Source organism: Streptosporangium nanhuense (assembly GCF_059358815.1).
Window position 1 is genome coordinate 157,383 of sequence record NZ_JCADBG010000018.1, and the last position, 21,406, is coordinate 178,788.

Below are 21,406 nucleotides of genomic sequence, written 5' to 3' on the forward strand. Positions count from 1 at the left end.
TCTCCGGGTCCTTGCTTCTCTGAACGATGTTCCAGATCCCCGCGACAGCGGGGCCCGCGGCAAGTGCACGTCGGCCAGTGCCGCGAACTTGGAACCATCCCCGCGACCGCGGGGCAGACTGATGAAGTCTACGCGACCGGTCTAGATTTTCGAGACCTGGTTGAACGAGAGCTCGACCGGGGTCTCGCGACCGAAGATCGACACGAGCACCTTGAGCTTCTGCGACTCGGCGCTGATCTCGCTGACCGTGGCGGGCAGCGTGGCGAACGGGCCGTCCATGACGGTGACGGACTCGCCGACCTCGAAGTCGACCGTCGCGGCGGAGGCCTTCGCGGTGGACTTCTTGACCTCTTCCGAGGGCTCCGGCGCGAGCAGCTTGGCGACCTCTTCGAGGCTCAGCGGGCTCGGCTTGTTGGAGAGGCCCACGAAACCGGTCACGCCGGGCGTGTTACGCACCGCGGACCAGGACTCGTCGGTGAGCTCCATCCGGACCAGCACGTAGCCGGGCAGCACCCGCTCCTTGACCAGCTGGCGCTTGCCGCTCTTGATCTCGGTCACGTGGTGGGTGGGCACCTCGACCTGGAAGATGTAGTCCTCCATGTTGAGGGACTGCGTGCGGGTCTCGATGTTCGACTTCACGCGGTTCTCGTAGCCGGCGTAGGAGTGGATGACGTACCACTCGCCGAACAGGCTCCGCAGGTGCCGCTTGAACTCCTCGACCGGGTCGACGTCGGGAAGGACGTCACCGTCCTCGTCGACGGCGCCGGCCGGGGCCTGCTCGGCCTCGGTTTCGGCGTCGGCGTCGGTCTCGGCGTCGACGTCCTGCCCGTCGGACTCGTCAAGCGAATCCTCGGTGACGTCGACGGCCTTCTCCAGCTCGTCCTCGCGCTCTTCGCGGGACTCGCCGGCCGACTGTGCAGACTCGGACACGGTGCTCTTTCTCTTTTCGTCGATGGCTGATGGACTCGTCCGCGGGACTGGTTCTAGCCCCCGCCGGAGACCGCGTCTCAGGCTCCGCCGAAGATTCTCAGCACGCCCTCGGTGAACAGCGCGTCCAAAGCCGACACGATCCCGACCATGATCAGAACGAAGACCAGGACGATGATGGTGTACGAAATGAGGTCCTTGCGCGTAGGCCAGATGACCTTACGCAGCTCGGCGACCACCTGTCGGTAGAAAAGGGCGGGAGAAGTGCGCTTAGTCTTCTTCTCACCGCTCGGCTTGTCTGCGGTTTCGCCGCGCGTGTCGATCGCCACAGTCCTCACCTGAATCCATCGAGTCCAACGCACATAAGCGGCGCGCTGGACGCCTGATGCGCGGACCGCTCCTAGCAGGGCACGAGGGACTCGAACCCCCAACCGCCGGTTTTGGAGACCGGTGCGCTACCAATTGCGCTAGTGCCCTAAGACATGAACCACCATACATCGGTTGGACCGAAGTTTGTCCGTGGCTCACGGTCTTGACCGCCGGTTCACGCATGCGGCGGAAAGAACATGCCGGAGTCTACGGGTGAATGGCCACCGCGTCGAACCGGCAGGAGATTGCCCAGGTCAGCGGATTTTTACCGGTGTTGGTACGGCTTGCGGGGGAAGCGTCCGCATGATGGATACCCGGCGGAAACATCGGCACAGGTCTGTAACCATGGGGGTATGACCCGTCCTCGCATCTCAGCGCGTATCTCCGCGATCTCCGAGTCCGCCACGCTCGCCGTGGACGCCAAGGCCAAGGCGATGAAGGCGGCGGGCCGCCCGGTGATCGGCTTCGGCGCCGGTGAGCCGGACTTCGCGACTCCCGGCTACATCGTCGAGGCGGCCGTCGAGGCGTGCCGGAACCCCCGGTTCCACAAGTACACCCCGGCCGGCGGCCTTCCCGAGCTGAAGCAGGCGGTCGCCGACAAGACGCTCCGCGACTCCGGCTACCGGGTGGACGCGTCCCAGGTCCTGATCACCAACGGCGGCAAGCAGGCCGTCTACGAGGCGTTCGCCACGCTGCTCGACCCGGGTGACGAGGTCCTGGTCGTCGCCCCCTACTGGACGACCTACCCCGAGGCGATCAAGCTCGCCGGCGGCGTCCAGGTCGACGTGGTGACCGACGAGACCACCGGCTACCTGGCGAGCGTGGAGCAGCTGGAGGCGGCGCGCACCGACCGCACCAAGGTCCTGCTCTTCGTCTCCCCGTCCAACCCGACCGGCGCGGTGTACACCCCCGAGCAGGTCGCCGAGATCGGCCGCTGGGCCGTCGAGCACGACCTCTGGGTCGTCACGGACGAGATCTACGAGCACCTCACGTACGGCGACGCGACGTTCGCGAGCATCGCCACCGCGGTCCCCGAGCTGGGCGACAAGGTCGTGGTCCTGAACGGCGTCGCCAAGACCTACGCGATGACCGGCTGGCGGGTGGGCTGGCTGATCGGCCCCAAGGACGTCGTCAAGGCCGCGTCCAACCTGCAGTCGCACGCCACCTCCAACGTCTCCAACGTCGCCCAGGCCGCCGCGCTGGCCGCCGTCACCGGCGACCTGGCGGCCGTGGCGGAGATGCGCGGCGCCTTCGACCGGCGCCGCCGGACGATGGTCCGGATGCTCAACGAGATCCCGGGCGTGCTCTGCCCCGAGCCGCTGGGCGCGTTCTACGCCTACCCGTCGGTCAAGGCGCTGCTGGGCAAGGAGTTCGGCGGCAGGCGCCCGGCGACCTCCGCCGAGCTGGCCGAGATCATCCTGGAGGAGGCCGAGGTGGCGGTCGTCCCCGGTGAGGCCTTCGGCACCCCGGGCTACTTCCGCCTGTCCTACGCGCTCGGCGACGACGACCTCGCCGAGGGCGTGAGCCGCCTCGCCAAGTTCCTCGGCCAGGCGGGCTGAGCACGAGGCTCCTCCCCGGCCGGTGGTCCCTCAGGGCACCGGCCGGTCAGTCTTTCAGGGCGTAGGTCACGTTTTCAGGGCGTAGGTCACGTTTTCAGGGCGTAGGTCACGGCGCCCTCGAAGTGGCAGGCCGAGCCCTCGTTGAAGGCCCGCGCGTACGCGATCTCGCCGATCAGGTCCCTGGCGCGGGCCCCGGCGGCCTCGCGGAGCGCGGTCAGGGTGTCGGCCTCGGTTGCGGGCGGCCCGAAGGTGGTCCAGATGCGCTGCGCGGCGCCCAGGAGCCAGGCGGCGCGGTGGCCGTCGCCCGCGGCGACGGCGATCCTGGCGAGCTGGTCGATGGCGAGGACGCTGCCGAGCGTGTCGCGCAGCCGCCATTTGACCTCCAGCGCCGCCCTGGCCGCCGCGGCGGCCTCCGCGACGTCTCCCCGGCCGAAGAGGGCCAGGGAGAGGACGTAGTCGTCCATGGCGCGCTGTGACACCTCCCCTCGCGCCTCGTTGCGGGGGCGCGCCTCGCCCAGGATCCTCACCGCCTCGTCGAAGTCGCCGCCGAAGGTGGCGGCCATCGCGAGGAAGGAGGGCAGGAAGAACGTCCCCGGTGAGGTGGGGTTCAGCCCGGCGGCCACGCGCCGCGCGTAGGCCCGCGCGCCCTCCAGGTCCAGATCGCCGGTGAACAGGCGGGTCTCGGCGAGGGCGAGGAGGGCGTGCGCCTCGGCGTCGCCGTCACCGTGCCGCCGCGCGCTCTCGACGGCCTCCTCGGCCCTGCTTCGCGCCAGGGACATGTCCCCCCTGATGAGCGCGAGGTGGGCGGCGACCCACAGCGGCCTGGACCTGGCCCGGTCGGTGACGGGGGCGGCGGCCAGGGCGCGGTCGAGATAGTGGCGGCCCTCGCGGACGAGCCCCAGATGGCACCAGAGCACCCACAGGGCTCCGGCCAGCTCCAGGGCGCCGCCGTGGTCGCCCGTGGTGAGGCAGCGGTCGAGGGCCGCGCGGATGTTGGGGAGCTCCTCACGCGCCCAGCGGGCCCATTCGAGCTGGTGCGGGCCGCACCATTCGGCGCCCATGCGCCGGGCGGCGGACAGGTAGTGGTCGCGGTGCCTGCGGGTCATCGCGCCGCTCTCGCCCAGCTCGGTGAGCCAGTCGCGCCCGTAGTCCCTGATGGTGTCGAGCAGGCGGTAGCGGTCGCCCACGCGGGCGACGACGGATTTGGCCGCGAGCGCGGCGAGGACGCCGGGGACGTCGGGCAGGCGCTCGTCCTCGCACACGCCGCGCGCCGCCTCCGTGCCGAAGGCCGCCGGGAAGACCGACAGGCGGGCCCAGAGCAGGCGTTCGGCGGGCGTGCACAACTCGTGGCTCCAGCCGGCGGCGGTGCGGAGGGTGTGGTGGCGCAGGGGCCCCTCGCGGTCGGTCAGCGGCTTGAAGTGGACGTCGAGCTGGTCGGCGAGCTGGGTCGCCGACAGGCCGCGCATGTGGCTGGCGGCCAGCTCGATGGCGAGCGGCATGCCGTCGAGCCTGCGGCAGAGCCTGGCGACGGCCATCATGGCCCGCCCGTCCGTGCGCAGCCCGGGGGCCACGGCCCTGGCCCGGTCGAGGAAGAGGCTCGGCGCGTCGTGCTCGGCGAGGTCGGGGGCCTCGGGCGGGGGGACGGGGAAGGGCTCGACGACCATGACGACCTCCAGCGGCAGGCCGAGGTCCTGGCGGCTGGTCACGATGATCTGGACGTCGGGAGCACCGGTCAGGACGGCCACGACCATGGCCGCGCAGGAGTCGACCAGGTGCTCGCAGGTGTCGAGGACGATGAGGAGCCGCCGGTCGGCGAGGTACTCGACGAGGGACTCCAGGGCGGGGCGTTCGGCCTGGGTGTGCAGGCCGAACACTCCGGCGACGCCGTGGATGAGCAGGCCGCCGTCGGTCTCGGCGGAGAGCTCGGCCACCCAGACGCCGTCGGGGTACTCGTCGCGCACGTTGCGCGCGGCCCGCAGGGCCAGGCGCGTCTTGCCGACGCCCCCCGGGCCGCGCAGGGTGAGCAGGCGCGTCCGGGTGAGGAGTTTCGCGATCTCGTCGAGCTCGGTGGTGCGGCCGACGAAGCTGTTCATCTCGGCCGGCAGGTTGCCGCAGCGCGTCAAGAAAAGTCTCCCTGGAGTGCGTGTTCCACGGCGTCGCGCAGGCTGATCGAACCTCCCCGCGCCTCCAGCCGGTCGAACTCCGCCCTGCCCAGGCGCCCGCGCAGCCTCAGCTCGGCCGCGCGGAGCCGGCTCGCGATCATGGGCGAGCGGCTGGGCGGGACGCCGGCGCTCTTCCACGCGGCGCCGGAGGCCCCGAACATGGTCGCGGCGAAGGAGTCGTCGGCGCACGCCTCGGCGATCACGACGAACACCTCCAGCGCCTCCATGAGGGAGATGCTGTCGCCGAACAGGCGGGCCCCGCGCAGGGAGGTGCAGGCGTACTCGAGGGCGGGGGCGGTGTTGCCGAGGGCGTGCTCGGCCTGGGCCAGGAGGAGATCGAGGCGGATGAGCGTCCAGTAGTCGCCGCAGGACTCGCAGAGCTCGCGCCCCTCGCGCAGCACGGAGACGGCCTGGTCGTTGTGGTCGGCGAGCATCATCGCGGTGGCGACCACGGTGTAGGTGGGCAGGAAGCCCGGGAAGACGTTGCCGGTGGAGCGGTGGCGCACCCGGGCGTGCTTGATGAGCCGCAGGGCCTCCACCACGTCGCCCCTGACGACGGCCAGGTGGGCCTTGAACTGGCTGACGTAGGCCGTGGCGTAGCCGTCGGCGTCCTCGGCCGCGCATTCGCTGAGGATGCGCTCGGCGCGTACGAGGTCGCCGCGCTGGATCGAGACCCAGGCGTGCACCCACAGGGCCTTGACCCGCTCGGGGCTGGGGGTGTGATCAAGGTCGAGGCCGCGCTGGAGGAGGTCGTCGCCGGGTGCCTGCATGCCGCAGCACGCCCACAGGAACCACAGGTTGCCGACCAGGTCCAGGCCCTTGCGGTACTCCGCCGGACGGGCGTAGCAGTATTCGATGGCGCCGCGCATGTTGCCGCATTCGAGGACCAGCCTGCGGTACCACTCCAGCTGGCGGCCCTGCCAGCTCATCTCGGCGCGGGCGGACAGCGCGAGGTAGTGGTCACGGTGGCGGCGCTGGATCTCGTCGGTCTCGCCGAGCCGCTCCAGCCAGACCAGGCCGAACTCCCGGACGGTGTTGAGCAGGCGGTAGCGGACCCCGCCCTCGCCCTCCTCGCGGACGAGGACGGACTTGTCGAGCAGGCCGAGCAGCCCGTCGAGGACGTCCTTGGCGGCGAGGGCTCCGCCCGCGCAGACCTCCTCGGCGGCCTCGATGTCGAAGGTGCCGGCGAAGACCGAGGCCCGCGCCCACAGGAGGCGCTCCTGCGGGGTGCAGAGCTCGTGGCTCCAGCCGAGGGCGACGCGCATGGAGCTGTGCCGCCGGGGAGCGGCGGCCCGCCCGCGCGGGGCGGCGCCGATCCTGCTCGCGTGGATCGCGCGCTCGGCCACGGGGACCGCACGGCCTTCGAGGGCCGAGGCGAGCTCGTCGGGCGAGGTCACGTGGCCGTCGAAGGCGGCGAGCCCGGCGGTGGAGATCGGGCGGCCGTCGAGGGAGGCGGCGAGCCCGTCGAGGGTGCCCGTGTCGCTGGGAGAACCTTCGGCCACGGCGAGCCGGATCGCCAGCGGCAGGTTGTCGAGGCGCCGGCAGAGCTCGTCCGGATCGGTGTCGCCGAGCCTGTCACCGGCGAGGACGGTGATCAGATGGACGGCGTCGGCGTCGGGCAGGCCGCCGACCGGGTAGAGGTGCTCGCCGGGCAGGCCCAGCCGCTGCCTGCTGGTGGTCAGGACGCGCAGTCCCTCCACCGAGCGCAGCAGCAGGCCGACCAGGATGCCCGTGGCGCCGACGACGCGGTCGCAGGTGTCGAGGACGAGCAGGGTCCGGCGCGCGAGGAACTCGTCGACCAGTGCCCGCAGCGCCGGGGTGCCGGGCTCGCGGCGGGTGCCGATCGCGTCGGCGAGCGTCTCGGCCAGGGAGTCGAGGTCGGTGGGGGCCTCCGACAGCTCCACGATGTGGACGCCGCCGGGGAACGCGGGTTCGAGGGCGCCGGCCAGCCGCAGGGCGAGGCCGGTCTTCCCGACCCCGGCCGGACCGGTCAGCGTGACGTGCCGGACCCTTTCGAGCAGCGCGGATACGTCGGCGAGTTCTGTTTCCCTGCCGACGAAGACGTCCGCTTCCATGGCAGCCCCAGCGTCCTGACAACGTGTGCCTCCACGGTCGCACGGAGACATGGTCCACTGAAAGCCCGTTTCCTAAATTTCCTCGATATAACGGGGGATGGGGTATGGGCGGGTGTGCCCCGAACCCCGCGACACTCGTCCGAAATAACACCTTAAAACCTATAAATGGGCAATTGGGAAAAGACCCATGAAACATCGGGAAGGGGGCGGGGCACCCACGGAACCGGGCGGCCGGCGAGACTCCCCCGGCGGCCTTCTCGATCTCGGGTCCGGGCCGCGACCAGGGTCCTGGCCCCGTCGCCGGGTTTCCCCGCGTGGTCCGGACCTCATGATCCCTGCGGTGAGCCCTCCCCCGCGCCGTCCAGGTGACCCCCGACGCGCGAACGGCCCGCCACGTTGGGCCCGTCATGTTGAGATCGTCACGTTGAGACCGTCACGTTGGGACCGTCACGTTGGGACCAAAACCTTGGGGCCGTCGGTCGGAGCCGCCCGGGGTTGCGGCACCATATTGAAATGCCACGTCCCCTCAGCGAACTGCCCAAGGCGCACCTGCACCTGCACTTCACCGGCTCCATGCGGCACTCGACCCTCGTCGAGCTCGCCCGCGAGCACGGGTTACACCTTCCCGACGCGCTCGAGGAGGACTGGCCGCCCCAGCTGCGCGCGACCGACGAGCGGGGCTGGTTCCGCTTCCAGCGGCTGTACGACATCGCGCGCTCGGTCCTGCAGCGGGAGAGCGACGTCTACCGGCTGCTGCGCGAGGCCGCCGAGGACGAGGCCGCCGAGGGATCGCGCTGGCTGGAGATCCAGATCGACCCCTCCGGGTACGCGTCGAAGTTCGGCGGGCTCACCTCGGCCATGGAGCTGATGCTCGACGCGACGCACAGGGCCGCCGACCACGCGGGGATAGGGATCGCCGTCGTGGTGGCCGCCAACCGTACCCGCCATCCCCTCGACGCCAAGACGCTCGCCCGCCTCGCCACGCACTACATGGATCAGGGCGTGGTCGGGTTCGGGCTCTCCAACGACGAGCGGCGCGGCCGGGCCCGCGACTTCGACGGGGCCTTCCGGCTGGCCAAGCGGGCCGGGCTGCTGGCGGTGCCGCACGGCGGGGAGCTGCTGGGCGCGGCCAGCGTGGCCGAGTGCGTCGACGTGCTGGACGCCGACCGGGTCGGGCACGGGGTGCGGGCGGCCGAATCGTCCAGGCTCATGGAACGCCTCGCGGCCCGGGGGATCACCTGCGAGGTCTGCCCGACGTCCAACGTCGGTCTCGGGGTGGCCGAGCGCGCCGAGGACGTGCCGCTGCGGCGCCTGTTCGAGGCGGGGGTGCCGATCGCGCTGGGCGCCGACGACCCGCTGCTGTTCGGCGCCAGGCTGCTGCCCCAGTACGAGCTCGCCAGGCAGGTGTACGGCTTCTCCGACCCGGAGCTGGCCGAGCTGGCCCGCCAGTCGGTACGGGCGTCGGCGGCTCCGGACGACGTACGCAAGAAGCTTCTCCAGGAGATCGACGACTGGCTGGCGGCGGACTGAGCGGGCGCTTCCCGGTTACGAACCACCGGCCACCGACACGTCCGCCCGGTGCGTCAAGCGGACACCCTCGACCACGGCCCAACGGCCACCGACGTGTCCGGCCGTCAGACCGCCAGGCCGAGCGGGCGATCTCCGGCCGCGACGCGCCGCGCGGCCCGCCGGCCGCCGAGGCGTCGGACGGGCGAGGCCTCGGACCGGCGAGGCTTCGCGGCCGGCGTCAGCGGACCGAGCGGGCGATCTCCAGGGCGCGGCTGAGCTCTCCGACGCCCTCCAGGCGCAGGCCGACCCGCTCCCGTTGCCAGATGAGGGTGGGCCCGGCCGGGCGGGGACGGATCGCGGCCTGGCCGCCGCTCCTGGGCAGGTAGGTCAGGCCGTGGTGGACCGGGATCCACTGTGCCGTCGAGGTGCCCACGCCGGTCTCCTGCGGCCAGGGCGGGCCGAGCTCCTTGCGGAAGACGAGATGGAGGCTGCCGTCGTACTCGTCCAGCCTGAGGCCGGGCCAGAACAGCGAGACCACCCTGCCTCCGTCACTCACCCTGACCTCGGCGGGGTCGCCGAGCGCGGCCGGGAGGGAGATCGGGAACGCCACCTGTTCCCGCGCCCGCTCCAGGGTGACCCGGCGCTCGCCGGGCAGCGCCTGGGGCACTCCTGAAGGCAGCGGCTGGGGCACTCCCGAGGGCAGCGGCCCGGGACCGCCGGTCCTGAACTCGACCCCCGCGAAGCGCAGGATCTCCACGACCGCCGCCCTTCCCGCGGGCGTCGCCCCCAGCAGCAGGGCGACGAGGATCGCGACGGCGGCGACCGCGGCCCGCCGGCGCGCCCGGCCCCCGGCGCGCAGCGCCTCCCACCCGCGCCGAAGCGTTCCGGGACCACCGGGGACCGCGGGCGCCTCGGGGGCGGGAGCTCCAGGGGTCCTCGCCGGTGTCCCGGTGGCCGGTGCCGCCGTCTCGGGGGCGGTTTTCCCGGGGGCCGCTTTCTCGGGGGCGAGTGGTGCTTCGAGGCGGGCTCGTACGGCTCGCGCGACGTCGGCGGGGGGCGGGGACGGGACGTCGAGGGACCGGCCGAGGTCGAGGAGCATGGCTTCGAGGTCGTCAGGTGAGGTCACGGGCCACCTCCTCACGCAGACGGGCCAGGCCACGGGAGGTCCGCGACTTGACGGTACCGACGGGAAGGTCGAGCACCTGGGCGGTCTCGGCCTCCGACAGCTGTAGGAAGTACCGGCAGACCACGGTCTCGCGTTCCCGTTCGGGCAGCGTACGCACCGCGTCGAGGAGTCGCGCCCTGCGGTCGGTCGCGACCGCCGCCTCCTCGGGCCCCTCACCCGGGACGGGAACGGCCTCGGTGAGCCGCGCGGCCAGCTTGTCGCGGCGCCCGCGGGAGCGGGTCAGGTTGTGCGTCTCGTTGGCCACGATCCGCAGCAGCCAGGGGCGGAAGTGCGCGTCCCTGCGAAAGGAGGCCAGGTGGCGGTGTGCCTTGACGAACGCCTCCTGGACCACGTCCTCGGTCTCGTCGGCGGCCCCGAGCATGGCCGCCGTCCGGTGCGCGAGCGCGCTGTAGCGGGTGACCAGCACCTCATAGGCGTCCAGGTCACCGGCGAGCGACCGGGTGATCGCCTCGTCGTCGTCCGTCGGGGGCTCCTTCGCGGATGTCGTGAGAGATTTCACCGCATATGAGCCGTCTGCGGAAGCCCCTGTCCGCGAGCGCGATCGGAATCGGCCGCCGAGGGCGGGAGCCTTCGGCGGGACGGGGGCTTTCGGCGGGGCGGGGACTTCCGTAGAGGCGAGGGCTTCCGGCGGGGTGTGCCTTCGGCGGGGCGAGGGCCCTCAGGGGGTGAGGACTTCCAGCGGAGCGAAAGCCCCCCGTGGGGTGAGGGCTTTCAGAGGAGAGCCTTTCAGAGGAAGGCCTTTCAGAGGAGGGCATAGGCGACCGCCGCGTCCGGGTCGGCCTCGTAGCCCTCGGCGAAGACCGCGTCGTAGATCTCGTCGCCGAGCAGTTGCCTGGCCGTCCGCTCGGCGACGGTCCTCGGCTCGGACATGCCCTCCGAGCGGCACCCCGGGAGCCCGAAGGTGGCCCACAGCCGTACCCCCGCCCCCTGGAGCCTGGCGGTGCGCCGGCCGTCGCCCTCGACCGCGGCGATCACCGCGAGCTGGTCGACCGCCAGCGCCACCCCGGCGGCGTCGCGCAGGCGCCACTTGACGTCGAGCGACTGCCGGGCGGCCTCCGCCGCCTCGGCCACCCTGCCGAGGCCCAGCTGGGCGATGGACAGGACGTAGTCGCCGCAGGCGCGGGCCCAGCGCTCGCCGCGCGCGTCACAGAGCCGCTGCACCTCCTTCAGTACGGAGACCGCCCTGTCGAACTCGCCCCGCCAGGTGACCGCCATGGCCGCGGTCACCAGGGCGAGGGGTTCGCTGACGGTGGCGGCGTCGGCGCGGCGGAAGTACTCGCGGACGCGCTCGACGCGGGGCTCGACGTCCTCCAGGGCGCCCGAGCACAGGGAACTGCTGGCCAGCCGGAGCTGGGCGTGCCCGGCCGCCGCGTAGTCACCCCAGTCGAGGGCCGCGGACAGCGCCTCCTCCGCCCGGCGGCGGCCCACCTCCAGCTCCCCCTGGGCGATGGCCACGCAGCCGTCGGCCCACAGGAGCCGGGGCAGCCCGGGGTCGGTGACGGGAGCCGCCTCGATCGCCCGCGTCATGTGGTAGCGGCCCTCGTTCAGCCGGCCCAGGCAGAACCAGAGGATCCAGAGCGCTCCGGCGAGCTCGACGGACGTCGGGGAGGCGGGGTCGAGGGCGAGACGGAGGTCGGTCATGGAGAAGGCGAGCCGGGCGGCCCACTCCTCCTGGGCGGGGCCGTACCAGTCGGCCTCGGCCCTGCGTGCCAGGTCGAGGTAGTGGTAGCGGTGCCGCTGCGCCAGCCGGGCGTCCTCGCCCAGCAGGGCGAGCCGCTCCCCGCCGTACTCCCTGACCGCGGCGGGTTGCCGGTAGCCGCCGGGCACGCGGACGAGGAGGAACCTTTCCGCCAGGCTCTCCAGCAGGCCGGGTACGTCGTCCAGGTGCTCGTCGCCGCACACCCACTCGGCCGCCGCCGTGTCGAAGCCTCCGGCGAAGACCGAGAGCCTGGCCCAGAGCAGGCGTTCCTCCGGGGCGCACAGCTCGTGGCTCCAGCCGATCGCGGCGCGCAGGATCCGGTGGCGGGGGATCGGCGCCCGGCCCCGGGAGACCTCGAAGTGGTCGTCCAGGTGGTCGGCGAGCCGCTCCACCGGCAGGGAAACCAGCCCTCCGGCGGCCAGTTCGACGGCGAGCGGCACGCCGTCGAGCCGCCGGCAGATCCTGGCCGCGGCCGCGGCCGCCGTGCCGGGCCGGGTCGTCAGGCCGGGCCGGGTCGTCTCCGTGCCGGCCCGGATCGTCTCCGGACCGGATCGCACGTCCCCGGCCCGGGCGAGAAAGAGGCGGAGCGCGTCGTCGCCCCCCGGTTTCTCCGGCTCATCGGGGGGTTCTCCCTTCGGCTCCGATCTTTCCGTTCCAGCCCTTCCCGCCGCCCCCTCCGGCGCCGTGCCCCCGGGGGCCGTGCCTTCCGCGCCTCCGGTGCCTCCGGTGCCTCCGGTGCCTTCCGTCCGCCGGGCGGACGTCCCGGGGCCGGGTGTCTCGAAGGGCTCGACGTGCAGCAACGCCTCCTGTGGCAGCCCGAGGGGGCGGCGGGAGGTCGCGATGATCCGTACGCCGGGTGCCGCCGCCAGGATCTCGCCGACGAGGTCGCGGCAGGCGGGCAGGAGGTGCTCGCAGGCGTCCAGGAGCAGCAGGAGTCTCCTGCTCGCGAGGAACTCGACGAGCGTCTCGGCCTGCGACCGCGCGGACCGCTCCGGGAGGCCGAGGACGGCCGCGACCGTGTGGGCGAGCAGATCGCCGTTGCGCTCGCCGGAGAGCTCCGCCAGCCAGGTGCCGTCCGGGTAGTGCTCCTGCCGCTCCCGCGCGGCCCTGACCGCGATTCGTGACTTGCCGACGCCCCCGACACCGGTGACCGTGGTCAGCGGCGCGCCGGCCAGGAACCCCAGCAGCCGCCGCGTCTCGCTTTCCCTGCCGATGAAGCCATTCGTCTCCGCGGACAGGTTCCCGCGCCACCATTGGATCTTTTCCATCGATTCGCGCTCCTTTTTCACTCACCGGGAATCGCATCGTTTCCAAATCACGAACCGGGCGGCCCGCCATTTCCCAGGGGGGTTTCCTTCTCCCCCGGTGCAAATCTCACCGCCGGGTCGAGGTCGAACTTCCTCCGTACGGCGTGAGGCTTGGAAATGCTGGTGCTTTATGGCTGATTCGGCGGAGCCGGTAATCGGGGTGGGAACGAAGGGCGTGCCGCCCGCCGGGAGGGTCCTCGTCCCGGGGAGCGGCCCCGGTCGTGAAGCGTTTAAGGGAACGCCGCGAGGGAAGCGCCACTAGACTCTGGCTGTCCCTGGCCGTGGCCTCGCCGCGGCCCTTCCGTAAGCGAGCTGGACGGAACCGCATGTCTGGGTATGACCGCGTAGTGCAACCCGCGGCCGGTGACGAGGCCCTGGAGAACCACCTGGGTGGGGACGAGGCCAAGAACTACCGGCAGTACGAGCTCGACATGGTCGCCCCGCACGTGGGCCGGTCCATGCTGGAGATCGGCTCCGGGCTGGGCCACTTCGCCGAGGCGTTCCTGCCTCGCCTCGACCGGCTGGTGGTCAGTGACTTCGACCCCTACTGCGTGGAGCAGCTGCAGAAGCGCTTCGAGGGGCGCGACGAGATCGACGTGCTCCAGTTCGGCCTGCCGACCGAGATCCCGATCGGCGAGAAGGTCGACACCGTCGTGATGATGAACGTCCTGGAGCACATCGAGGACGACGTCGAGGCCCTGCGCTCCCTCGCCAAGGTCACCCTCCCCGGCGGCCGGATCGTCATCTGGGTGCCCGGCTACATGCAGCTGTACGGAGACTTCGACCGCAAGGTCGGTCACGTCACCCGCTACACCCCCGCCACCCTGCGCAGCACGGTCTCCAAGGCGGGCCTGGACATCGACGTGCTCAAGCCGATCAACTTCCTGGGCGGCATCGCCTGGTGGGCCGCCGTCCGCCGCGGCGGCGTCGGCTACCCCGACCCCCGCCTGGTCAAGATCTACGACCGTACGGTGGTCCCCCTGACCCGCCTCATCGAGCGCTTCGTCCGCCCGCCGTTCGGGCAGACCGTCTTCTGCGTCGCCCGCGTGCCCAAGTAGGCCGGGGCAGGCGCCCGCACGACCCACAACGACCCGCGCGCGGTGTCGCTCCCGGAAAGGGGAGCGGCACCGCGCGCCGCCTTTTCACGACCCTCGCCTTTTCACGGCTCTCAGGGAATTCCCAGGATCCTCCCCCAAAGATCACAGTCCGGGGCGATTGCCTGGTCGGCGTCTCCCCCACCGGGAGACGTTCCCGGAAGGACCATCATGAAGAGGAAACTGGCACTCGGCGCCGCGGCCATTACGGCGTCGATCATGCTGACGGGCTCCACGGCCTGGGCGACCGACACGACCGCCCCGGTGCCGACCGGCGTGACCGCCATCGCCGACCAGCTGCTCAAGGCCGACTCCACGCTTCACGGGCCGCGGCTGCGCTCCCACTACAGCCTGTGGGTGGTCGGCGTCCACGGGCGGGCCACCGTCAGGGACAGGAAGGCCACGTTCATCGACTACACCTGGCAGCGGGGTGTGATCACCGCCAAGGGCGAGAACAGGCTGACCGTCAAGAGCAAGGACGGCCTCGTCTGGAACTGGAACCTCGACACGTCCACGAGGATCCGCAGGCTCGGCGTCCGCGCCGACCTCTCCAAGCTGGTCGTCGGCGACGGGGTCTTCGTGATCGGCGTTCCCACCTCCACCGACCCGACGGCCGCCGCGGTGTTCGTACCGCGTAACCGCGCCCTCCTGGACCCGCCGGCCACCACCCCGGGGAGCTGACCGGGGACCCCGGAGGCTTGGCGGAAGCCGACCGTGAAGCGGTGGGATCACCGAGATGCGCCGGGATTCCACCGCTTCGCGGCGGCCTCTGATTGAGGATTAACAGCTACGAAACAGGACGAAGCACGGGCCGGTAGGCAAGAATGGGGCCCCCATGAACGAGCGCAGCATCCTTGTCGTCGAGGACGACCCCAACATCCGTGACATCGTCGAGGTCGCCCTGCGCTTCCACGGCTTCGGGGTGACGGGCGTGGCGACCGGCAGGGAGGCCCTCGACGCGGTGGAGGGCGATCCCCCCGCGCTGATCGTGCTCGACGTGATGCTCCCCGACGTCGACGGCTTCGAGGTGTGCCGGAGGATCAGGACCGCGGGCCTGCACACCCCGGTGATCTTCCTGACGGCCAGGGACACCCCCACCGACACCGTGCGCGGCCTCACCCTGGGCGGCGACGACTACGTCACCAAACCCTTCTCCGTCGAGGCCCTCGTCGCCCGCGTGCGGGCGGTGCTCCGCAGGACGGCCGTCTCCGACGACCCCGGCGGGACGCTCAGGGTGGCGGACCTGGAGCTCGACGAGTCGCGCTGGGAGGCGCGGCGGGCCGGGGTCGCGCTGGACCTCTCCCCCACCGAGTTCCGGCTGCTCGCCTTCCTGATGGAACATCCCGGCCTGGTCCTGACGAAGCGCCAGCTGCTGGAGCACGTCTGGGGCTACGGGGGGTCGTCGCAGGTCGTCGAGACGTACATCTCCTACCTGCGCCGCAAGCTCGACCCGCTCGGCCCGCCGCTGATCCACACCCAGCGCGGGGTCGGTTACGCGCTACGTCCGCCCCAGGGCACCTGATGTCGCTGCGGGCGCGGCTGCTCGCGGGCCTGCTCGCGGTGAGCGCGGCCCTGCTGGTGACGCTGTCCCTCGTGAGCGTCCTCGTCCTGCGCGAGCACCTGATGGAAAGGCTCGACGGGCAGCTGCGGGCGGCCACCACGACCGCCGCCAAGCGGATCGTCGCCGCCCCCGGCGGCCACCTCGCGCAGACCCTGACCGGGTCCACCTACGCCGTGGCCGCGATGAACCTCAACACGGGCCGGGCCAGGCTCGTCAACGGGGACGCGCCCGCCGCCACGACCGTACCGCGGCTGGTGGAGAGTCTCGGTGTCGCCCACCTGAGGGCCCTGGCCGAGAGCGGGGAGGCGTTCGACCTCGGCACGACGGGCGACCACGGCATGATCGCGCGGGTGGCCGAGGCCAGGCAGGGCAACCGGCTGGTGATCGTCGCCGTCCCGCTGGAGTCCGTCGAGGCCCCGATCCGCCGGCTCGTCATCGCCGAACTGCTCACCGGCGGCGCGCTGATCCTGGTGCTGGCGCTCGCCGGCCGCGCCCTGATCACCAGGGGTCTCGCACCGCTGGCCAGGATCGCCGGGGCGGCGTACCACATGGCCGGGGAGGGCGACCTGTCGGTACGGATGCCCGAGGGCCCCTCGGAGGTCGGGCGGATCGGCACGGCCGTGAACCTGCTGCTCGACCGGATCGCGGAGGCCTTCAGGGACCGCTGGGCGTCGGAGGAGCGTGTCCGCCGCTTCGCCGCCGACGCCTCGCACGAACTGCGGACCCCGCTGTCCACCATCCGGGGGTACGCCGAGCTCTACCGGACCGGGGCGCTGCGCGCCGAGGACCTGCCCAGGATCATGGGCAGGATCGAGGCCGAGGCCACCCGGATGGGCGATCTCGTCAGCCAGATGCTCGACCTCGCCCGCCTGGACAGGAACGCCGGGCTCCAGCTCACGGAGACCGATCTGGCCTCGGTGGCGTGGGACGTGAGCGCGGACTGCACGGCCATCGACCCGGAGTCGCTGATCGTCGTGGACGCCCCGGAGTCGCTGACCGTCGTCGCCGACGAGGCCAGGATCCGGCAGGTCCTGGTCAACCTCCTGGCGAACGTGCGGACGCACACACCCGCCGGGACCACGGCCACCGTGCGGGTCGCGCGGCGGACACCCGGCGGTGCGCTGATCGAGGTCTCCGACGACGGCCCCGGGATGTCCGCCGAGCAGGTGGACAGGGCCTTCGACCGCTTTCACCGGGGCGGGGAGCGGCTGCCCGACGGTGCCGGGCTGGGGCTGTCGATCGTCAAGGCGATCACCGACGCGCACGGCGGCGACTGCCGGATCACCTCGGCCCCCGGAGAGGGCACCCGCGTCCACGTCGAGCTTCCCGAGCGCCCCGCTCCGGCGGGGCCGGCCGGTCCCGCCGCCTAGTTCCGACGGGATCCGCGGGTCTCACGGAGTGGGTCTTGAGAGAACCGGGCCCTTGACCGGACCGGATACTTGACCGGACCGGATCCTTGACCGGACCGGATCCTTGACCGGACCAGGCCCTTGACCGGACCGGGCCCTTGACCGGACCGGCCGGTTTCGACGGGTGAGCGCGGCCCGGAACCGGTCGCCGATAAATCGGTTGCACGCCTCCGAGGGGCGCCGTATGTTCGTCCGCATGTGGATTAACTCCTAAGAGCCGGCGTCGATCGGCCCTCGCCGATCCGCCCGCACTCAGCCTTCCGGCCCCGTTCGTCCGACGCGGCAGCTGAGTTTTCCGACCCGGGTTCTCACCGCGTCGTCGCATTCCTCAAGGAGTCCATATGCGAATTCACCCTGCTCACAAACTCGCGCAGAAGCGCGGCGGGAAGTCCAAGACCGCCAAGCCCGCCAAGACCACCAAGACCGGCACCCCGCTCCCCGAGCACGTCGTGCCCCCGGCTCCCCGGCACCTGCCGATGCCCCCGACGCCGATGAGGCCGACCCAGCAGCCGCGCCGGATCCCCGGCAGGGGTGGCCGCTGACCCGCGAGTCCCTTCGCGGAAACCCGTGGAAACCCGCGGAAACTCACGGAGACGCGGAAGGCCCCGGTCCTGGAATCCAGGACCGGGGCCTTCCCCGTCTCACCGGCACCTTCACGGACGCCCGGGCGTCGGGGTCACAGACGCTCGATGATCGTGACGTTGGCCTGGCCGCCGCCCTCGCACATCGTCTGCAGCCCGTACCGGCCGCCGGTCCGCTCCAGCTCGTGCAGGAGCTTGGTCATCAGGATCGCGCCGGTGCCGCCCAGCGGGTGGCCCAGGGCGATCGCGCCGCCGTTCGGGTTCACCTTGGCCGGGTCGGCGCCCAGGTCGTTGATCCACGCCAGCGGGACGGGGGCGAACGCCTCGTTGATCTCGGTGACGTCGATGTCCTCGATGGACAGGCCCGCCCTCTTCAGCGCCTTCTGCGTCGCCGGGATCGGCGCGGTCAGCATGTAGACCGGGTCGTCGCCGGTGAGCGCCAGCGTGACGATGCGCGCCCTGGGGGTCAGGTTGTGGTCGCGTACGGCCTGCTCGGAGGCGATCAGGAGCGCTCCCGAGCCGTCGGAGATCTGCGAGGAGGTGGCGGCCGTGATCATGCCGTCGGGCTTCAGCGTCTTCAGCGACGCCATCTTCTCCAGCGTGGTGTCCGGACGTGGCCCCTCGTCGTCCTCGACACCGTTGATCGGGGCGATCTGGTCCTTGAAGTAGCCGTTCGCGACGGCCTTCGAGGCCCGCTGGTGGCTCTCGTACGCGAACCGCTCCAGTTCCTCGCGCTTGAGGCCCCACTTCTCGCACATGAGCTCCGCGCCGCGGAACTGGGAGATCTCCTGCTTGCCGTACCGCTCCACCCACTTCTCCCCGAACGGGAAGGGCATGCCCTTCTCCAGGGCGGCGGTGATGCTCGACCCCATGGGGACGATGCTCATGGACTCCACCCCGGCGGCCACGACGAGGTCCTGGGTGCCGGAGAGCACTCCCTGGGCGGCGAAGTGGATCGACTGCTGGGAGGAGCCGCACTGGCGGTCGATGGTCACACCGGCGACGCTCTCCGGAAGGCCTGCCGACAGCCACGCGTTGCGCGCGATGTCCATGCTCTGCGGGCCGAACTGCATGACACAGCCCATGATCACGTCTTCGACCGCGGACGGGTCGACGCCCGTACGCTCGATGAGCGCGCCGAGGGTGTGCGCGGCCAGATCGGTGGGGTGGACGGTGGACAGACCGCCCTTCTTCTTGCCGACGGGGGTGCGGACCGCCCCGACGATGTACGCCTCTGCCACAGTGCCTCCTGCTTACGGAACCGAGCTGCCTGCGAAACCGAGCAATGTTCGGTTAGTAGGAGGTTACAACAGAACTTTCGCCTGCGCCCGAAGCGGGAGCCGCCCCCCGCGACGGCATCGGGCTTTTCCGGAACGGAGCGCCGGGGGGAACCGGAGACGGCCCCGAGGCCCGAGCGGTCCGCTCAGGCCTTCCTGGTGCTCGTCATGGTCGCGTAGGCGATGACGTTGTCGGTGTAGTGGCCGGTCGAGCGGTCGTAGGTGCCGCCGCACGTGATCAGGTGCAGCTGGGGGGTCGGCGACCGGCCGTACACCCGCTGGGTCGGGAAGACCGACTTCTCCGCCTGCTCCAGGCCGCCCACGGTGTAGACGGCGATGATCCCGTCCTTGCGGTGCACCTCGATGACGTCGCCGTGGCGGATCTCGTCGAGGCGGCTGAACACCGCGCTGCCCGAGCGCGTGTCCTTGTGCCCGAGCATGATCGCGGGACCCGCCTCACCGGGGGTGGGACCCGAGCGGTACCAGCCGACCAGGTTCGGGTTGCCGACCGGCGGCACCTCGATGGCGCCCTTCCTGTCGAGCCCGACCGACCTGACCGGAGAGTTGACCCCGAGCCGCGGGATGACCAGGCGCACCGGGGACGAGGGCTGCATGGCCGGGGCCGGGGGCAGGCTGGGCAGGGGCGGCGGCACGGTCGGGGGCGCCTGGAAGTAGGGGTTCGCCGGCGCCGCGGCGGCCAGGTCGCGGGGCGGCAGCGTGGTGCGCTGGTCGGCCAGGCCGTACTCCTCGGGCGAGGCCAGCATGTAGAGCAGGCCCACCAGCACCGTGACCACTCCGGCGATACCGGCCAGGATGAGCACCGACCGCATCATCCGGCCGCCCCCGGCGGGCGCCTGCCCGGGCCACTCCTCGTACGGCGAGCCGTACTGCTGGGGGTGGACCGGCGGCGGGTACGGCGGCTGGACCGGCCGGTAGTGGGGCACCGGCCCCTGGGGAGGCCCGGGAGGCGGCCAGCCGCCCTGAGGTGGGGTGGTCATCCGGCCACCCCGATCAACCGCGACCGGCGGTGCGACGCCGCAGCACGAGCCCGCCGACTCCGGCGAGGGCCACCATCAGCACACCGCTGAACATGATCATTCGAGCGTCGGGCCCGGCGTCGCCGCCGCCGCCCGTGGAGGCGGCGCCCTTGGGGGTCTCGTCGATCTGCTCGTCGGAGTCGGGGTCGGGGCTCGTATCGGCGGTCTTGGTCCGGGTGACGGTGAGGGTCGGCGTGGGGGTCGCGGAGGGCGAGTTGGACGGGGTCGCGCTCGGGCTGGCACTCGGGCTGGCACTCGGGCTGGCGCTGGCGCTGGGGCTGGCCGTCCCCACGGTCACCCGCAGCGCGGCGGCGGAGACCTGGGCCGACGCCGCGGCGTCGACCACCAGGGAGCAGTCGAACACCTCGGTGGGCGAGGTTCCGGTCGCGGAGTCGAGGAACACGGTGAAGGCGTCGGGCTTGAAGGCCACGACGCCGGTCGCGGTGGGAGTCACCGTGACCAGCAGTGTCGGCAGGGTGAGCGGCTGGCCGGCCGACATCGTCGCGGCGGGAGCGCTGGCGGTGACCGCGCGGATCTCCGAGGGGACCGCGGCGGGCATCGTGGGAGTCGACTCGATCCGCATCTCGGCGTCGACGGCGACGGACAGGGGCGTGGTCACGGCCACGGGCGCGCTGAGGGAGGGGGACGGGGCGATCTTCCACGTCGCCACCACGGGCGAGTTCGTTGTCGCCGCCGTCGGGCCGGTGAGGTCCATCTGGAGCGTGTACGTCGCCGGCGCCCCACCGGCGGCGGGCGTGCAGGTGTAGGCCACCGGCTTGGGAGCGGCGTAGATGGAGGCGAGCGCGGGAAACGCACCGAAGATGCCTGCGCCCGCCGCGGCGACCACAGCCGTCTTGACCGCGACGCGCAGCCGCGTCTTGGACTTCAGCACAGTTTCTCCTCGTTCCAGCTTGATCGACCGGCCTCACACCGGCCGCCGAGGCTTACACGTCGTGGTCAAGGTTCGGCATAGATCCTACGAACAGAGACCCTGGCGCGCGAGCAAGTCGGCTAAACGGACATAAATTCCCATCTATCTCACAGCAAACGACACCGTACATCGGTAAAGCCCGTGACGGTGGGTCGGGCGGGCCTCCATCCGGACGCGAAACGCGCGGCGGGCACCTCACGGAGCCCGGACGGGGGTCCCCTCGCGAATCCGGCCGCCTGGCGGGCAGCCGGACCGGAGTTGGCAATCAGAGCCTGGATATATAGAAAAAACCAGGTCAAACATGGTGCGGCCACGCTTAAAGATCACCCTTTGGGCGCGTCATCGGGCAGGGTGGAACCTACGGTGGGCCCGATTCGGACGCTCCGAATATCACTATGGGTTCTTGAAATATTTCGGCGGAACAGACGCCGTGATCATCGACCCGGTCCACCCGGCCGGGATCCCGTGCCCGCCCGTGAGCCCACCGGGCGGGGTGGACGACGCCGGACGGCTCGACCGGTTCCCGTTCGGAGAGGAATCGGTGGAAGACGTGCGAACGGGTATACGGGTCATGAAGGGCACCCACGGTGCCCCGTCCCGGCGGGCCGCGGGCGCGAGGACATCCCGGCGGTACGGCGCGCCGTCCGGAGGGCTCCGCCGAACGCCCTCCGACCAGCGACGATCATCCCCGGGGCTCTCCCGGAAACCCTCCCCCCGCCCGGC

The 21,406-nt window shown here is 71.7% G+C and carries 17 protein-coding genes and 1 tRNA gene; 7 read left to right on the forward strand and 11 right to left on the reverse strand.

The window, feature by feature from the left end; translation table 11 throughout:
- Positions 1-141: 141 nt before the first annotated feature.
- The 3 genes from nusG to AC5L38_RS30725 all read right to left on the reverse strand — a co-directional run bounded on the left by nusG (position 142) and on the right by AC5L38_RS30725 (position 1,404).
- Positions 142-930 (reverse strand): transcription termination/antitermination protein NusG, encoded by a 789-nt coding sequence (gene nusG, locus AC5L38_RS30715; RefSeq protein WP_329089908.1) that lies wholly within the window; start codon positions 928-930, stop codon positions 142-144.
- Positions 931-1,007: 77 nt separating this feature from the next.
- Entirely contained in the window at positions 1,008-1,256 is a 249-nt protein-coding gene (secE, locus tag AC5L38_RS30720) for a preprotein translocase subunit SecE (RefSeq protein WP_329089906.1), read from the reverse strand.
- A gap of 75 nt (positions 1,257-1,331) precedes the next feature.
- A tRNA-Trp gene (locus AC5L38_RS30725) sits at positions 1,332-1,404 on the reverse strand.
- 245 nt (positions 1,405-1,649) lie between these two features.
- Between AC5L38_RS30725 and AC5L38_RS30730 the strand changes: the two genes are divergently transcribed.
- Positions 1,650-2,855, forward strand: coding sequence for a pyridoxal phosphate-dependent aminotransferase (locus AC5L38_RS30730; protein ID WP_495246288.1), 1,206 nt, complete (start codon positions 1,650-1,652; stop codon positions 2,853-2,855).
- Positions 2,856-2,941: 86 nt separating this feature from the next.
- On the opposite strand, the gene AC5L38_RS30735 is transcribed toward AC5L38_RS30730, so the two are convergent.
- The gene (locus AC5L38_RS30735; RefSeq protein WP_495246289.1) at positions 2,942-4,978 is read right to left on the reverse strand and encodes an ATP-binding protein; all 2,037 of its coding nucleotides are present in this window, start codon (positions 4,976-4,978) and stop codon (positions 2,942-2,944) included.
- Positions 4,975-7,092 (reverse strand): ATP-binding protein, encoded by a 2,118-nt coding sequence (locus AC5L38_RS30740; protein ID WP_495246290.1) that lies wholly within the window; start codon positions 7,090-7,092, stop codon positions 4,975-4,977. Before AC5L38_RS30740 ends, AC5L38_RS30735 begins: the two co-directional genes overlap by 4 nt.
- Before the next feature lie 513 nt (positions 7,093-7,605).
- Between AC5L38_RS30740 and AC5L38_RS30745 the strand changes: the two genes are divergently transcribed.
- Positions 7,606-8,622 carry an adenosine deaminase gene (locus AC5L38_RS30745; protein WP_495246291.1) on the forward strand — a complete coding sequence of 339 codons (1,017 nt, stop codon included), beginning with the start codon at positions 7,606-7,608 and terminating at the stop codon, positions 8,620-8,622.
- A gap of 217 nt (positions 8,623-8,839) precedes the next feature.
- Here AC5L38_RS30745 and AC5L38_RS30750 read toward each other — a convergent pair whose 3' ends face one another.
- The 3 genes from AC5L38_RS30750 to AC5L38_RS30760 form a co-directional block, all read right to left on the reverse strand.
- The gene (locus AC5L38_RS30750) at positions 8,840-9,727 is read right to left on the reverse strand and encodes a hypothetical protein (RefSeq protein ID WP_495246292.1); all 888 of its coding nucleotides are present in this window, start codon (positions 9,725-9,727) and stop codon (positions 8,840-8,842) included.
- On the reverse strand, positions 9,714-10,286 hold the full coding sequence (locus tag AC5L38_RS30755; protein WP_495246293.1) for an RNA polymerase sigma factor: 573 nt from the start codon (positions 10,284-10,286) through the stop codon (positions 9,714-9,716). The genes AC5L38_RS30750 and AC5L38_RS30755 overlap by 14 nt, the downstream gene beginning before the upstream one ends.
- A gap of 242 nt (positions 10,287-10,528) precedes the next feature.
- Positions 10,529-12,754, reverse strand: a complete 2,226-nt coding sequence (locus tag AC5L38_RS30760) for an ATP-binding protein (protein WP_495246294.1) — start codon at positions 12,752-12,754, stop codon at positions 10,529-10,531.
- 386 nt (positions 12,755-13,140) lie between these two features.
- Between AC5L38_RS30760 and AC5L38_RS30765 the strand changes: the two genes are divergently transcribed.
- The 5 genes from AC5L38_RS30765 (at position 13,141) to AC5L38_RS30785 (ending at position 17,399) form a co-directional block, all read left to right on the forward strand.
- Positions 13,141-13,851, forward strand: coding sequence for a class I SAM-dependent methyltransferase (locus AC5L38_RS30765; protein WP_350970973.1), 711 nt, complete (start codon positions 13,141-13,143; stop codon positions 13,849-13,851).
- A gap of 207 nt (positions 13,852-14,058) precedes the next feature.
- Positions 14,059-14,568 carry a hypothetical protein gene (locus tag AC5L38_RS30770; protein WP_495246295.1) on the forward strand — a complete coding sequence of 170 codons (510 nt, stop codon included), beginning with the start codon at positions 14,059-14,061 and terminating at the stop codon, positions 14,566-14,568.
- 154 nt (positions 14,569-14,722) lie between these two features.
- Entirely contained in the window at positions 14,723-15,409 is a 687-nt protein-coding gene (locus AC5L38_RS30775) for a response regulator transcription factor (RefSeq protein WP_495246296.1), read from the forward strand.
- Positions 15,409-16,818 (forward strand): sensor histidine kinase, encoded by a 1,410-nt coding sequence (locus AC5L38_RS30780; RefSeq protein ID WP_495246297.1) that lies wholly within the window; start codon positions 15,409-15,411, stop codon positions 16,816-16,818. The genes AC5L38_RS30775 and AC5L38_RS30780 overlap by 1 nt, the downstream gene beginning before the upstream one ends.
- 380 nt (positions 16,819-17,198) lie before the next feature.
- Positions 17,199-17,399, forward strand: a complete 201-nt coding sequence (locus AC5L38_RS30785; protein ID WP_495246298.1) for a hypothetical protein — start codon at positions 17,199-17,201, stop codon at positions 17,397-17,399.
- 134 nt (positions 17,400-17,533) lie between these two features.
- Here the strand turns inward: AC5L38_RS30785 and AC5L38_RS30790 are convergent, their stop codons facing one another.
- From AC5L38_RS30790 to AC5L38_RS30800, 3 genes are all read right to left on the reverse strand, one after another.
- Complete coding sequence (locus AC5L38_RS30790; protein WP_495246299.1) at positions 17,534-18,679, reverse strand: acetyl-CoA C-acetyltransferase; 1,146 nt, start codon at positions 18,677-18,679, stop codon at positions 17,534-17,536.
- A 182-nt stretch (positions 18,680-18,861) separates the two neighbouring features.
- Positions 18,862-19,713, reverse strand: coding sequence for a class F sortase (locus AC5L38_RS30795; RefSeq protein ID WP_495246300.1), 852 nt, complete (start codon positions 19,711-19,713; stop codon positions 18,862-18,864).
- A 13-nt stretch (positions 19,714-19,726) separates the two neighbouring features.
- Positions 19,727-20,644, reverse strand: a complete 918-nt coding sequence (locus AC5L38_RS30800) for a hypothetical protein (RefSeq protein WP_495246301.1) — start codon at positions 20,642-20,644, stop codon at positions 19,727-19,729.
- Between the last annotated feature and the right edge of the window lie 762 nt (positions 20,645-21,406).